This window comes from Gloeobacter violaceus PCC 7421 (assembly GCF_000011385.1).
GTDB lineage: Bacteria > Cyanobacteriota > Cyanobacteriia > Gloeobacterales > Gloeobacteraceae > Gloeobacter > Gloeobacter violaceus.
On the sequence record NC_005125.1, the window covers coordinates 1,245,850 to 1,260,439 of the forward strand.

The window sequence follows — 14,590 nt, forward strand, 5'->3', positions numbered from 1 at the left end:
GTTCCTCCGGGAGGTCGAATGGGCATCTACCGGTTGCGGAAGGTGCCGTTGGGAAGGACACGGTGCGTCCGGCCGACCGAGGTCGAACCACCGGTAACCGGGCGATGGGCTTGCCCGTGAAGGTGGAGCACAGGCGCTACAAACAAAACGATGTCAAAATCTTGTCCATGAGGGATCTTGAGCGCCGCGGCCCACTGCCGCTAGATCAAAGTTTGCATGGCGCAGTGGGCCGCTCCAAGCAGGGCGGCCCGATCGTTGAGGATGACGCGCACCGGCATCGCCTCTAAAAGCGGGCGCAGACGCCCCTTGGCAAGAAACGCCTCCAAAAATGCCGGTCCTTTGAGCCGCTCCACCAGTTTGGGGGCGATGCCGCCCCCCAAAAACACCCCGCCTAGGGCGGCGACCTTCAGGGCGAGATTGCCCGCCTCTGCACCGTACAGGACAATCAGCAAATCGAGGGCCTGTTCGCACAACCAGGACTTGCCCGCGAGCGCCACCTGCGAGATGACCGCCGCCGGGTTGGGATGGTTGCGAAGCTCCTCGGTGAGCCAGTTGGGTTCCTCCCCGCGCCGGGTGTCCCGCAGAAATTGATAGATATTCACCAGTCCCGGACCGGAGAGCACCCGCTCCCAGCTCACATGGGCAAAGCGCACCCGCAGATGGTGCAGCAACTCGATCTGCAGCGCGTCGCCGGGCGCAAAATCGGTGTGGCCGCCCTCGGTGGCAAAGGGCCGATGCCGCCTGCCATCCCAAAACAAACCCGCCTCCCCAAGCCCCGTTCCGGCGGCGATCACCGCCTGGTTGCCCATCGCATCCGCCGCGCCCGGGTTGAGTACGGCAAAATCCGCCGGTCCCAGCAGCGCAATGCCGTGGGCGTTGGCCTCCAGATCGTTAATCAGTCCCACCGTCGGCAGCTTGAGCCCGGCAGCCAGGGTGGAGGCGTCGATCGACCAGGGCAGGTTGGTCGTCTCGGCCCGGCCCCGCCTGACCGGCCCCGCCACCCCGAAGCAGGCGGCGGCGACCCGCAGATGGTACTCAGAAATAAAAAGATAGACGATTTGGTCGAGACTGGAGTAATCCCGGCTGGCATAGGTCTCGGAGACGATCGGCATCAAGTTGCCCGCGACCGGCTCGAAGCCGGCCAGCCGCGTGTTGGTTCCGCCCACATCACCCGCAAGAATCATGGTCCGCTCTCCGCCACTGCCGACCGTCGCGCCCGAGCAACTCCTCCGCCTGCTGCGGACCCCAACTGCCGGCCGGATAGGTGACCAGGTCGGCAGTTGAATCGTTCCAGGCAGCAAAGATCGGTTCGACGACCTGCCAGGCCGCCTCCACCGTATCCGAGCGCTGAAACAGGGTAGCATCGCCCATCATGCAGTCGTAGAGCAACGTTTCATAGCCGATCGCCCGCTCGCCGCCGAAGTGGCGATTGTAGCAAAAGTCCATGCCGACGCCGGCCATGCGCACCGCCGGTCCCGGCACTTTGGCGCCGAATTCGAGGCTGATGCGCTCCTCCGGCTGGATGTGGAGCACCAGATAGTTGGGTGTGAGGCGCTCCACCGGCGTGTCGCGAAACATCGCGTAGGGCGCCTGCTTGAAGCGGATGGCGATCTCGGTGCTGCGCCTGGCCAGGGCCTTGCCGGTGCGCAGATAAAAGGGCACCCCCGCCCACCGCCAGTTGTCGACGGCGAGTTTGAGGGCGACGAACGTCTCGGTGGTCGAATCCGGCGCCACCCGCGGCTCGGCGCGGTAGTCCGGCAGTGCCCGCTCCCCGACCGTACCCGCGGCGTACTGAGCGCGCACGACGTGGGTGGAGATCTGGGCGGGCTTGAGGGTCTGGACGGCTTCCAGCAGCTTGGTCTTTTCGGTGCGCACGGCGTCGGCCCCGAAGCAGGTGGGCGGCTCCATCGCGGTGAGGGCCAGCAACTGGAAAAGATGGTTGGGCACCATGTCCCTGAGCGCCCCGGCCCGCTCGTAGTAACCGCCCCGCTTTTCGACCCCGACGCTCTCGGCGACGGTGATCTGCACGTGGTCGATGTGGTTGCGGTTCCAGAGGGGCTCGAACAGGCCGTTGGCGAAGCGCAGGACCAGGATGTTCTGGACGGTTTCTTTGCCCAGGTAGTGATCGATGCGGTAGACCTGGCTTTCGGAGAGGTCGCGCCGGAGGCGGGCGTTGAGGGCTTGGGCGGAGGCGAGATCCTGACCGAAGGGTTTTTCGAGGACGACGCGTCGCCAGTGACCGGTCTCCTCGCGGGACAGCCCAGCCCAGCCCAACTGCTCGACAATGCCGCCGAAGTGCTCAGGGGCGGTCGCCAGATAAAATAGCGTGTTGCCGTCCGTGTTGAATTCGGCTTCCGCCTCGGCCAGCCGCTGCCGCAGGCGGGCGTAGGTATCGGGAGCTTCGAAGTTGGCTTCCAGATAAAAAAATCGCTGCGCAAGGGCATCCCAGACGGCCGGATTGACTGCAGCAGTGCCATGGCGCTGCAGCGCCTCGCCCAGTTGTGTCCGAAAATTCGTGTCGGTGAGCGGGGCGCGGGCCAGCCCGATCAAGACAAATTTTTCACCTAATAGCCCGCCCGCGGCCAGGTTATAGAGCGCCGGCACCAGTAGCCGACCGGTAAGATCTCCAGCCGCCCCGAAGACGACCATCGCGCAGGGTCCAGCCGGTGGGGCGATTGGGAAGGGCGTCGTCGAATCGGTTGCCATCGTCCTTACCCTCCCGCGCCGGTGTGCTCGGTGTGCTCGCCGAACTGAAAGCGCACCGCCGAGAGCACTTTCTCGGCGGTGCGGTTGTAGACTACACACTCGTGACCGTGGCGCAGCAGGCGCCGGACGATGTTGGCGCCCATGCGCCCGAGTCCTATCATGCCAAGTTGCATCGCGTTGTCTCCTCAATGGGGCGCCGGGTGGGCTTACGGTGAATTTTTTCAGGCGGCCATGCCCGAGCGCGGCCACAGTAAATCGGTCAACCAGTAGGCGGTGGCCTTGAAGCTGTAAATCGGCGTGGGCAACAGCCCCAGATAGCGCAACTGGCGGATGAGCAGACCGAGGCGGCCCGCTATCTCGTAGCGATCGAAGACTTCCACCGCCCCTTCGCCCAAGCCGAGTTTCATCATCGTTCCTAATTGGCGCACGGGGGCTACCGCGATCTGCCGCCCGCGCGCGAGGGCTTCGATGTTGTAGGCGATCGCCTCGCCCTCCTGGTAGGCGGCCTGGGCCGTGGTGGGCTGCGGATGGTCCGGGTCGAGGGCCAGATCCCCCCCGGCAAAGACTTCCGGAAAATTCGGCAACTGCCAGGTCGGGGTGACCAGCAGGCGTCCGTTTTTGTTGTACCCTTCCGGGGACAACCCCTGAAGCTTGAACGGCATCGTCGCCCCACCGCCGCCGCCCGTCCAGACGACGGCCGCGGCCGGGATTATTTCGGCGGTGCCTTCGCGCTCGTAGTACACCCCGTCCGGCTCGACCTTTTTGACCGACGCCCCCAGAACCACCTCCACCGGCACAGCGCGCCGGGCGAGCGCGTCCACGGCGGTCTTGCGCAGGTAGAGGCTCATGTCCTGGGGCAATAGCTGCATTCCCCTTTGCAACAGCGCCACGCGCACCTCCCGGCCGGCGCCCCCCAACCGGGTGAAGCTCGCGGGCAGCCAGTCGGCGAGCGTCGCCGCCAGTTCGATACCCGCGGGTCCGCCGCCCACCACCGCTACCGTCAGCAGCCGTTTTCGCTCGTCCGGCCCGCCAAGCTGGGTTGCCCGCTGCAGGCAGAGGCGCAAGTGCTGCCGCAATTTGAGCACCTCTTCGCCCGTGCGCAAAAAATAAGCGTGCCGGTTGTCCGGCCCAGTGCTGCCGACAGCCCCGCCCAGAGCCAGCACCAGATTGCTGTAAGCGTAAGAAAGTCCTGATTCCAACTCCACCCAGCGCCCTTCCAGGTCAATAGTCTGCACTGCATCCTGGATAAAGGTGATGCGGCTGCCGCGCAGCAACTCTTCGAAGCGCGGCCAGACCTGGTAGACGTCCATCTCGCCGCTCAGCAACTCATAAAGTAAGGGCTTGAACGAAAAGCGCTCCGAGCGGTCGACGAGCACGACCGGGTGGGGATAGCGCCGACGGTTGAGGCGCAGGGCGGTAAACAGGCCAGTGAACCCCCCGCCCAGAATCACGGTGCGGTCGCTGGGCATCATGGTCGGCATCGGCAGATTCCTGTGTCGAGTGCGTTTCGCTAGATAGCTGATTCTTTCCGCTCCCTCCCGGTCGACGAAGGCACGCTCCAGGGAGGGGCAAAGGAGCGCCGAACCCGTCTGCGCTCCTTTGCCCGTGGCTTTTTCCCCAATTAGCGGTCGATCTTGGCGTAGGCCAGGGTGACATCGAACTTTTTGCACCAGATGGCGATCGAGCCGTAGTCTTTGACGTTGAGATTGGTCGGGATGGCGTAGCGCTGGTCTCCCTTGCGGCTGACCAGGGCTCCCAAATCGACGTACTTCTTGGGGTCGTAGGTCTTCTTGGGCGGAGCGGCGTCTTTGTAGAGCGTCATCCGGATGGCGGGTGCTTCGCCGATGGTAAAGTCCTCGCTCAGTTGAACGTAGGACTTGCCGTTCTCGACGACGATGCGTCCGGTGCCGGTGGTTTTGGCGTCGACACTGACGAGGCTCAAAGGTGGGGTTTCCACAGAGCCCGCCATGGCGCCAGGGTTGGAGTCGCTCACGGTGGATTGCGCCATCAGCCCGGTGGAGCCGGAGCGGGCCGCCGGAGCGATCGCAAGCGCGGCGCCCAGGACGAGGGTGAGGGCAACAATAGCTTTGGACATTGGAATATCCTCAATATCTGAAGGTAGTCTGCGGACGCGGGCGAAACCGCACAGGCCCGTCGCACAAAGCTGTGAACGTGATCTGTGCTTTTCGAGCAGCTTGGGCCCATTATGGGCGGCAAGATCCGGGCCGTCGGCGAAGTTGTACCGGTTAATCGACAAGATAAGCCTCGGCACCGGCGCAGATGGCGGGAGCCCCCGGCTGCCGACAGCGAAAGTGCACAGTGCGAATGGTTGACTGTCGGGCACCATTGCCCCCGTCGGACCGTAAACTTCACCGCTAAGTTGGCTATCTCTTGCCTGATCGGTCAGCGAATCAACAACAGTGGTCAAGCATGGTGCACCCCCAACTGTGGAGAACAGGATGAATTCCACGACCCTCGACACCACTTTGACCGCCACTCGTATCGTGCTGGGCGTGTTTTTTGTCCTCTCAGGCATTGCGAACTATTTACACTTTTACGAAAGCGGCGGTCTGCTCGAAACCTTGCTATCAGCCAAGTTGCGGCTTTGGGGGTTGGGATTTGGCGGTATCGGTCCCTTGCCGGCCTGGATGGCGCTTCCGTACGCCTACTTGCTGCCGGCGGTGGAGATCGCCGCGGGCACTCTGTTTGCCCTGGGGCGCTGGACGAAATATGCCGGGGCGCTCATGCTGCTGATGTTGTTGAGCTTTATCCTGGCTTTCGGTTTGTTCCCGGCGGCGGGCCTATTTCCCAGCAACGAATCGACCTGGGACAAAAACGTCTTCATCATGATTGCCGTCTGGATCTGCATGGTCTGGGAGGAAGTCAAGGCGCAGGCTGGGGGGACGCCTTTTGCCACCGCCTTGCGCGCACCGGCCGCCGGAAGTTCCGGGGGGCCGGATCCCTCCCACAACTGACGGGGCTGTGCCGCCGGACCTGTAGAGCATCTAGCGAGGATTGCCTTGTGGCGGCGCTGTTGGCAAAAATACCAGGACAGCTCTATCTGTGGGTCGCAGTCGCGATCTTCGCCGCCTCGGGCGCTGTGACGAAACAGTTGACCGAACTGGGCACCCAGCACCCAATCGACGGCAGAAACCCGATTTCATTTTGCAATTTGTTGTTCGTCGGCAATCTCTGCGCCCTGCTGGTCCTGATTCCCCTCTACCGCAAGCAGCTGAGCCCGGCCATTTTGCGGCAGTTTTCCCGCGGCGACTGGTTGGGGATGGTGGCGGTGGCTCTGCTCGCGGGCGCTCTGGCCCCGGCGCTCATCTTGATCGCCCTTTCCCAGACCATGATCAACGACGTCACCCTGGTGGGCCGTCTCGAACCGCTGTTGACGCTTGCCCTCTCGGCCTGGTGGCTGCGCGAACGCCCTACCCCCTGGCAGACCACCGGTGCCGCCGTGTGTTTTTTGGGGGTGATCGTCACCGTAACTTTGCAGGGAGTTTCGGCGGGCGGCATGGCCGCGCTGCACTTGAGCACCACGGGCCGGGGGGAATGGCTGACCGCATTCGGGGCGGTGGCCCTGGCACTTGCGAATATCATCAGCCGCGCGCGCCTCGGCCGTATTCCGATCGGGACTTTCGCCGTCGTGCGTACGACTTTGGGAACGGTCATATTTTTTGGCATCGCCCTTTACCTGTTTGGCAGCCACCATTTCGTCGACGCGTTTTCGCCATTTCTCTGGGAGTGGATGCTGCTGTACGGCATGCTTATTGTCGTGGTCGGCCAATCGCTCTGGCTTCTGGGCCTCAAGCGCGCCGGCTCCGCTCAAGCTGCCGTCATCCAAGCTTTTCATCCGCTCGGGGCGATTTTAGCCGCTTACTGGCTTTTGGGGGAGGCGCCCACCCCGGCTCAGTATGCGGGAGGCGGCATCATTCTTTTCGGTATTGCCTTAAGTCTTGTGGGAAGCGGGCGCACCACAGCGCCACCCCCGGGAGCGGGCATGGGATTTAAAGGCTGGTAGAGCTGTGTAAGCTCAAAAAGAGGTAGGAATGTTGTTGAGCAACACGATGTTGTTGAGTAACATTTCGAGTTTTGCTGGTAGGTCAGCTGAAGACAGCCGGCTCCTGACAACCCTCGTAGTATTCCAGTAGCTTTCTTCTAAATCTTTGCCGCTAGCATTGCTCCTTGGCGCAGTCCTTATGAGGCTGCAGTCCGAGTTCCAGCCCGCTGTTCGAAGCAGCCCACACGGACAACCTGCACCTCTAAATGAAGGCAAGAGATATGCTCGAATGCTCTCCAGGCGTGGATTGCTTTGTCATGGCCGGGTGGGGCAGAATCATGATCCGGCGCAGGAAATCATTGATTTGGTTATTTCGACGGAGCATCTGTTCCCAACTCATTGATTTTTGATATCGGCTAATATATGTTATGGACTGCCTATTGCTCCGAATCGCTGGAGGCTACTCCAGGGCTACGACTACAACGATCGACCGCCCGTGTACTGTGATCCGTTGGTCCTACCTGAAAGGCGAAGCTTTGCTCCATCCAAAACGTCTTTGTCCAGTTGCTTGTTATTTCTGCGGAGAACCCGATGCAGACCTTCAAAGCCGGCCGCCAGCGGGGATTCGTTTTGACGGAGAGTGGTTGGTGCAAGCTGCAGGCCAAAATGCGCGATTGGGAGTTCAGGACCGGGGTGCGCTGCACCGCCCGCAAGCTTTCGCTGCAGGCGCAGTTGGCCGGCTTGCCGGGGATGCATCACAACACCGTCAAGCGCATCCTGGATCGCAAAGACGGAGTCGATTTCAGTTCCATTGGTCTGCTGTTTCAAGTTTTTGAGCTGACCCTCGAAGCAAGCGACTGCGCTTACGCCCGCCTGCCGGAAGCCGACGGCCGGGCGACGCGCGTCGACTGCAGCGAAGCGATCGATGTAACCCATTTTTGCGGGCGCACCGAAGAGTTGGCTCTACTACGCCGGTGGATTGTCGAGGAGCGCTGCCGGGTGGTGAGCCTGCTGGGCATGGGCGGCATCGGCAAGACCGCCCTGGCGGCCCGGTTTGTCGAGGGGCAGCGCCCGGCCTTCGAGCGCGTCATCTGGCGTTCGCTGCGCAACGCGCCGCCTGTCGAGCAGATCCTCTCGGAGGTGCTCCGTTTTCTTGAGGAAGGGCCGGAGGCTGAGGCGCCGTCCCATCTCGACGGCAAACTGCACCGGGTACTGCAGCTGATGCAACAGCAGCGCTGCCTGCTGGTGCTCGACAACATCGAGACGGTGCTGCGGGAGGGCGGCTGGGCCGGGCACTACCGCGAAGGTTACGAAGGATACGGCGAGCTGTTGCGCAGCGCGGGCGAAATCGCCCACCAAAGTTGCCTGCTGGTGACCGGTCGGGAAAAGCCCCGCGAATTGAGCGCTCTGGAGGGCGACGCCCTGCCGGTGCGCTCGCTGGCGCTTCCTGGTCTGGGAGAGGCCGAGGGCCGGCAGGTGTTTCAGAGCCGGGGCGCTTTTTTTGGGTCCGAAGCGGACTGGCGCACGCTGATCGACCATTACGCCGGCAATCCCCTGGCTTTGAAGATGGTCGCTCCGACGGTGCAGGAGCTGTTCGAGGGTGACATCGGCGAACTGGTCGATCTGATTCGAGGCGGGATGGCGCTTTTCGGCGACATCGAGGAGTTGCTGCAAAAACAGTTCAACCGCCTCTCGGAACCTGAGCGGGACGCGGCCTTCTGGTTGGCGGTGGAACGCGCGCCGACCACCTTCGCCCGCTTGCGCGAGTGCTTCGTCTCGCCTGCTGCCCAACCGCGGCTGGTCGAGGTGCTCCGCTCCCTCAGCCGCCGCTCGCTCATCGAAAAAACCGGCGAGGGCTTCACGCTGCAACCGGTGGTCCTGGAGTTTGTCACCAACCGGCTTATCGACCGGGTCTGCCACGAAATCCTCGCAGGCGAGGTCGGGCTGCTCGAAAGCCACGCCCTGCTCAATGCCCGAGGTAGAGACTACCTGCGCGAGGCGCAGTTGCGGCTGATTGTTGAACCGACAGTCCACCGTCTGAGGGCGCTGTGCGGCGGCAAAAGCGCCCTCGAAGCTCACCTCGGGCAAGTTCTCGCTCGTCTGCAAGGCGGGCGGGCGGGCTACGCCGCGGGCAACCTGCTCAATATGCTGGTGCACCTGGGAACCGACCTGCGCGGCTGGAATTTTTCCGGCCTCACCATCCGCCATGCCGATCTCCGGGAAGCTTGCTTGCGCGAAGCGCACTTTGCCGGCAGCCGCTTTATCCGCAGCGCCTTTGCGGATCATTTTTGCGGCGTCCTTGCCCTCGCCTTCAGCCCGGACGGCCGCTGGCTCGCCATGGCCGACACGCGCGGCGAGGTGCGCCTGTGCCTGGTGCAAAGCCGGGAGCAGCGCTTCGTCTGTGCGGGTCACAGCGGTTGGGTCGAGGGTCTCGCCTTCAGCCCGGACAGCGAGATACTGGCAAGCGCCGGTCTCGACGGCACCATCCGGCTGTGGCAAGTGGTTTCAGGCCAACTGCAAGCTACCCTCACCGGCCACAACAAAGGGGTGCGCTCGGTCGCTTTTGCCCCCGATGGTCACCTGATCGCCAGCGGCAGCCTCGACGGCACCATCAAGCTGTGGGACGCCCAAAGCGGCCAGTGCCGGCTCACCCTGACCGGTCACCGCAATGTGGTGGCATCGGTCGTCTGGAGCCCGGACGGTCAGTACCTGGCCAGCGGCAGCAACGACGGCACGGTCAAATTCTGGCGCCCGGTGGGCGGCCGTTGCCTGCGCACGCTGCGCGGACACACCGACGAGGTCTGGTCGGTGGCCTTCGGTCCCGACAGCCGCACGTTGCTCAGCGGCAGTTCGGACGGGACGCTGCGGATGTGGGACACCCACGGCGGCACCTGCAAACAGGCACTGTCCGGTCACCAGGACAAAGTGCGCACAGTCGCGTGGAGCCTGGATGGGCAACGCCTGGCCAGCGGCAGTTGGGACGCCACCGTCCGGGTGTGGAATGCCGACGGCCGTTGCCAATCGATCCTGCGCGGCCACAGCGGGATCATCCGGTCGGTCGCCTTTGCCCCGGATGGTGGCCTGCTTGCCACGGGCAGCATCGACCAGACCGTCAAGCTGTGGGACTTGCAAAGCGGCCAGTGTGTGTATTCGTTCAAGGGCCACAGCGGCGGCGTCGCCGCCGTCGCCGTCGGCGGCCATGGAACGCTCGCAAGCGGTGACGCCGACCACCGCGTGCGGATCTGGAGCACCGAGGACGGTCGATGTACGCGGGTATTGAGCGGACATACCCACCCGATTTGGTCGGTGGCCTTTGCACCGGGCGGCGCCACCCTGGCCAGTGCCAGCGCAGATCACGCGGTGCGGTTGTGGGATGGGGCGAGCGGCCGGTGCACCCATATCCTGCAGGGACACACCAGCTGGGTCTGGTCGGTGGCCTTCAGTCCCGACGGCCGCCGGTTGGCGAGCGGCGGCGCCGACCGGACCGTCAGGCTGTGGGACACCGCCACCGGCCAATGCCTCAGAACGAGCACAGAAGCCGATCACCGGGTCTTGGCCGTCGCCTTTATGCCCGACGGCCTCACCCTGGCGGGTAGCGTCGATCAAACCGTGCGGCTGTGGGATGCGGCCACCGGTCGGTGCCTCAGAACCCTCGCGGGCCACACCAGCTGGATCTGGTCGCTCGCCGCCAGTGCGGACGGCCGCCTGATGGCCACCGGCAGCGCCGACCGCAGCGTGCGGATCTGGGAAGTGGCCACTGGTCGCTGCTTGAAGCACCTGGAGGAGCACGGCGGCTGGGTCTGGTCGGTGGCCTTCAGCCCCGACGAGCGCCGATTGGCCGTCGGCAGCATGGACGGCACCATCCGCCTCTGGAGCTTTCCCGAGGGCGAGCTGCTGCGGTCTATGGCCTGTGAAAGCGCCGTGCGTTCGATCGCTTTTGAGAGCCACGGCCAGGTACTCATCGCCGGTTGCGAAGATGGGACGATCCGCTTCTGGTCGGTAGCTTGCGGCGAGTGCCTGCGGGTGCTGCGCGCCCCCGGCCCCCACGCCGGCATGGATATTTCCGGAGCTGTCGGCCTGAGTGAAGCCCAGCGCGCCTCCCTGATTGCCCTTGGAGCGGTGGAGCACGGTGGGAGGATCTGACAACAACAATCAGGCAGGTCCGCCCGTCAGTTGCTCCAACATCGCGAGCCACCGCTGTACCCCTCGTGCCAACAAAAATGCCTGCGATCGCTCCAGAGCACGTTCAACCAGCGCACCGCGTACGGCCGCGTCCACCAGCACCCGCTCCAGGCGCTCCGCCATCGCGGTCACATCCTGGGGCGGCACCAAAAGCGCGTCGTAGCCGTCGCTCAGCAAGCGCGGCAACTCCCCGACCCGGGTGGTCACCACCGCACAGCCGCAGCGCATCGCCTCCAGAGGCGGCAGTCCGAAGCCCTCGAAGCGGCTCGGGTAGAGCAAGGCGACGCTCTCGGCGTACAGTGCCCTGAGTCGTTCAGCCGTGGGCTGCCGCTCGAAGCTCATCCACGCCCCATCGAAATCCGTCGGCCGCCGGTGGCCGAAAAGCCGCACCCTGAGCCCCGGTAAGCGCCCTTTGAGCCGCCGCAGGGCGGCCAAGCCATCCTCGCCGCCCTTGCGTGCGTCGGGATGGTAGGGCATCACCACCGTGAGCGGTTCCACCCGCCCGCCCGGGTAGAACACCGCCGGGTCCACCCCCGGCGGGATCACCCCGAGGCAGCGGCGACCGAAGCGCGCTTCGATCAATTCGGCCAGTTGACTGGAGACGGCCACGGGGGCCAGGGGCAGCCGGTAGCTGCCGTCCACCCGATCCGCCGGTCCGCTGTCGATTTCATACAGCTGAATGAAGTAGATTTTCCGGCCCTTGGCCGCTCCCAAACCGGCGACGTCGTAGGCGGTGGGCCAGGCCGTCGCCACCACCGCCTCGCCGTCGGGCAGATAGGCATCGTCGATGCGCGGCACCTGCACCAGCGGCGCTTCGAGGTCGAACCAGCCCAGCCGGTTACCGGTGAGCAGGTGGCGGGCGAACACGCGCAGTTGTCGGGGGCGGCCGTGGTGAAAGCGGTAGGGCCAGAGCGGATGGACGACCTGTACGCGGTGACCGAGGCGGTGCAGGGCGTTGGCATAATCGAGCACCACCCGGATGCCGCCGGTGGGATTCAAAAAGGGAATCACAAAGGTGATCCGCATCGCCGCGTTCTCCTACAGCGAGCCCAGCCAGCTTTGCAACCGCCGATCAAGGGTGCCGGCAAAGGCGTGTAGCCGCCGGTCGCTGCAGCTCAAGTCGGTGGCAATCTCTACTCGCAGCAGCCACTCGACGCGACGCTCGCCAAGCCGGCTGGTAGCCAGCCGCCGCTGCAGCGACCCCAGATCCGTCAGGCGCCGGTCGGCTGTCAGATAGTACGACACCAGCCCGAAGCGTTTTTGCGCTCCGGTCAACTCGTCACATCGGCCCCCAAAGACTGCCGATTGTCTGCCTACTCGATAGCCGCGCTTTTGCCAGGCAAGGGTGTGATCGGCGTTGAGCAGACCGCCGGTATGCAGCAGGAGCATTTCGACCGTCCGGGCCGGCCCGGGCGGGGGTGTCCAGCTCACCCGGGCCTCCTCGCGCTCCACCTCCACGAGCGTCGCCCCGGACAACAGACCGACAAGCTGTTGTGCCGTCCGGGGCAGCCGCTCGCGCGCCGAGCGCTCCGCCGCCCGGTAGACCAGCGGGTTGGCCGGACCGCTCCAGAGTTGCCAGCCCGCCACCGCTGCCGCGAGGGCCGCAAGGATCACAAGCCGGCTTTGGGAGTGTCGAAGGGATTCCACCGGAAATACCAGCAGGTGAACAGGACCGTGGCGGCGCTGATGCCGCCGCTGTAAAGCTGGGCGCCCCAGCCTTCGTGCAGCGCGTCGAAGAGCGGCCGACCCCAGTAGACGCTTGCCACCGCAAGCAGCAGCACACGCCCGGCGTTGAGGGCAAGCACCAGGGCCGCGCACAGCGCCAGGTAGAACCCATTGTCCCGGCGGGAGCGCCGCGAGAGGGTGAAGATGGCGGCGGTGGCGAGCACCCCAATTTCCAACAGACTGCGCACCCCTGAGCAAGCGGCGTTGACATCGACACCGCCCGTGTCGCCCAGGCGGATCACCGTCTGCTGCCACTCGACGGCGAAGCCCGCCATCCAGAGCGCGTAAGCCGCAAGCCCCGCCACCAATTGCTGCAACCAGAGGACCACCGGCGTGTAGCGGGGCAGCCAGCTGTCGGCGAGGCCGCTTGTGAGCATGGCCAGGGTGACGATGACGAACGGCTTGGCGAGCCGCCTCAGGGCCGCATCCCCCCAGCGCAACAGCGCCAGTCCTGCGAGGGCAAAACAAAAGGCCAGACTCTGCACACTCAACGCCGGCAGCTGCACCAGCAGCAGCCCACCCATCAGGCAGGCAAGACCGATGCCCTGAAAAAACGGGGAGGCGGACGCTTCGAGGAGCGTTGCCCGGCCGCATACAAACAAGTAGCCCGCGGCAACCAAGGCGACCGCCCGATTCTCCAAGCCGCCGCCTTCTGTCCAAAGCAGCGCGCAGGCGAGCAATACCGGCGCAAAGCACCCCCCCACGGCGGCGAGCAGCAGCCACCACAGCGAAGCTTCCAAAGAAATCGAACGGGAGCTTTTAACGGTCATCGCGCGAATTGTACCGCGAATCAGGCCGGTGCGGCACGCGCCGGTGCGCCCCGGTACCGTACCGAACAGGGTGATAAGATAGGAAACTGCCGGAAACGGCAAACGGGCCAAGTTTGCCGAATACACTCTCTGGAAGGATATGCAGACAGCTCTTATCACCGGCTCCGCCGGGCTCATCGGCTCCGAGGCCGTCCGCTTTTTCGCCGGGCTGGGTTTTCGTGTCCTGGGCATCGACAACGACCTGCGCTCCTACTTTTTTGGACCGACCGCTTCGACCGCCTGGAACCGTGACCTGCTCGCCGAGCAGTTCGGCGAGCGTTACGTCCACCACCACGTCGACATCCGCGATCAGCGGGCCATCGAGAACATCTTTCGCGACCACGGCGGCGACATCCACCTGGTCGTCCACACCGCCGCCCAGCCCAGCCACGATTGGGCCGCCAAAGAACCGCACGTCGATTTCACCGTCAACGCCAACGGCACGCTGATTTTGCTGGAGGCGACCCGCCAGTTTGCTCCCGAGGCGGTGTTTATCTTCACTTCCACCAACAAAGTCTACGGCGACACCCCCAACTTTTTGCCGCTCGTCGAGGAGCAGACCCGTTGGGAAATCGATGCCGAGCATCCGTACTATCGCGGCATCGACGAGGCGATGTCGATCGATCAGTCCAAGCATTCGCTGTTCGGCGCTTCGAAGGTGGCGGCGGACATTCTGGTGCAGGAGTACGGCCGCTACTTCGCGATGAAGACGGCGAGCTTCCGGGGCGGGTGCCTGACCGGTCCGTCGCACTCCGGCGCGCAGCTGCACGGATTTTTGGCCTATCTGATGAAGTGCACGGTCACCGGCACGCCCTACACGATTTTTGGCTACAAGGGCAAGCAGGTGCGCGACAACATCCACAGCCACGACCTGGTCAATGCGTTTTGGCATTTTTACCGCTCGCCGCGGGTGGGCGAAGTTTACAACATCGGCGGTTCGCGCCACAGCAACTGCTCGATGATCGAAGCCATTGCCGTCAGCGAAGAGTTGTCCGGCCGCAAACTGGAGTATCGCTACAGCGAGGAGAACCGCTCAGGAGACCACATCTGGTACATCTCGGATGTGGCCAAGTTTCAGGGGCACTATCCGGAGTGGCACTACAAGTACGACCTGCGCGGCATCCTCGAAGAACTCTACACCGCCCAGGCGGCGCGCGTTTAAATT

Annotated in this window: 11 protein-coding genes and 1 pseudogene; 4 read left to right on the forward strand and 8 right to left on the reverse strand. The window is 64.2% G+C overall.

Annotation, left to right across the window (positions count from 1 at the left end; translation table 11 throughout):
• Positions 1-200: 200 nt before the first annotated feature.
• The 5 genes and pseudogenes from glk to GLL_RS06075 all read right to left on the reverse strand — a co-directional run bounded on the left by glk (position 201) and on the right by GLL_RS06075 (position 4,801).
• Positions 201-1,184 (reverse strand): glucokinase, encoded by a 984-nt coding sequence (glk, locus tag GLL_RS06055; RefSeq protein WP_011141169.1) that lies wholly within the window; start codon positions 1,182-1,184, stop codon positions 201-203.
• Positions 1,168-2,706, reverse strand: coding sequence for a glucose-6-phosphate dehydrogenase (zwf, locus tag GLL_RS06060; protein ID WP_011141170.1), 1,539 nt, complete (start codon positions 2,704-2,706; stop codon positions 1,168-1,170). The genes glk and zwf overlap by 17 nt, the downstream gene beginning before the upstream one ends.
• Before the next feature lie 65 nt (positions 2,707-2,771).
• A pseudogene (locus tag GLL_RS23630) lies at positions 2,772-2,879 on the reverse strand (NAD(P)-binding domain-containing protein); the annotation flags it as partial.
• A gap of 48 nt (positions 2,880-2,927) precedes the next feature.
• The gene (locus GLL_RS06070; RefSeq protein WP_011141171.1) at positions 2,928-4,187 is read right to left on the reverse strand and encodes an NAD(P)/FAD-dependent oxidoreductase; all 1,260 of its coding nucleotides are present in this window, start codon (positions 4,185-4,187) and stop codon (positions 2,928-2,930) included.
• Between the two features lie 140 nt (positions 4,188-4,327).
• Positions 4,328-4,801, reverse strand: a complete 474-nt coding sequence (locus GLL_RS06075) for a DM13 domain-containing protein (protein WP_164928706.1) — start codon at positions 4,799-4,801, stop codon at positions 4,328-4,330.
• A gap of 364 nt (positions 4,802-5,165) precedes the next feature.
• Between GLL_RS06075 and GLL_RS06080 the strand changes: the two genes are divergently transcribed.
• The 3 genes from GLL_RS06080 (at position 5,166) to GLL_RS06090 (ending at position 10,852) form a co-directional block, all read left to right on the forward strand.
• The gene (locus GLL_RS06080; protein ID WP_164928707.1) at positions 5,166-5,681 is read left to right on the forward strand and encodes a DoxX family membrane protein; all 516 of its coding nucleotides are present in this window, start codon (positions 5,166-5,168) and stop codon (positions 5,679-5,681) included.
• Between the two features lie 59 nt (positions 5,682-5,740).
• Complete coding sequence (locus GLL_RS06085; protein WP_164928708.1) at positions 5,741-6,730, forward strand: DMT family transporter; 990 nt, start codon at positions 5,741-5,743, stop codon at positions 6,728-6,730.
• A 570-nt stretch (positions 6,731-7,300) separates the two neighbouring features.
• A complete protein-coding gene (locus tag GLL_RS06090; protein ID WP_011141175.1) occupies positions 7,301-10,852 on the forward strand; it encodes an NB-ARC domain-containing protein in 3,552 nt (1,183 codons plus the stop codon).
• Between the two features lie 9 nt (positions 10,853-10,861).
• Here GLL_RS06090 and GLL_RS06095 read toward each other — a convergent pair whose 3' ends face one another.
• From GLL_RS06095 to GLL_RS06105, 3 genes are read right to left on the reverse strand one after another with little or no spacing between them, the layout of a single operon-like run.
• Positions 10,862-11,917, reverse strand: a complete 1,056-nt coding sequence (locus GLL_RS06095; RefSeq protein ID WP_011141176.1) for a glycosyltransferase family 4 protein — start codon at positions 11,915-11,917, stop codon at positions 10,862-10,864.
• Between the two features lie 12 nt (positions 11,918-11,929).
• Positions 11,930-12,505, reverse strand: a complete 576-nt coding sequence (locus tag GLL_RS06100; RefSeq protein WP_011141177.1) for a hypothetical protein — start codon at positions 12,503-12,505, stop codon at positions 11,930-11,932.
• Entirely contained in the window at positions 12,502-13,386 is an 885-nt protein-coding gene (locus tag GLL_RS06105) for an exosortase/archaeosortase family protein (RefSeq protein ID WP_011141178.1), read from the reverse strand. The genes GLL_RS06100 and GLL_RS06105 overlap by 4 nt, the downstream gene beginning before the upstream one ends.
• Before the next feature lie 139 nt (positions 13,387-13,525).
• Between GLL_RS06105 and GLL_RS06110 the strand changes: the two genes are divergently transcribed.
• Complete coding sequence (locus GLL_RS06110) at positions 13,526-14,587, forward strand: NAD-dependent epimerase/dehydratase family protein (protein WP_011141179.1); 1,062 nt, start codon at positions 13,526-13,528, stop codon at positions 14,585-14,587.
• Positions 14,588-14,590: the final 3 nt, after the last annotated feature.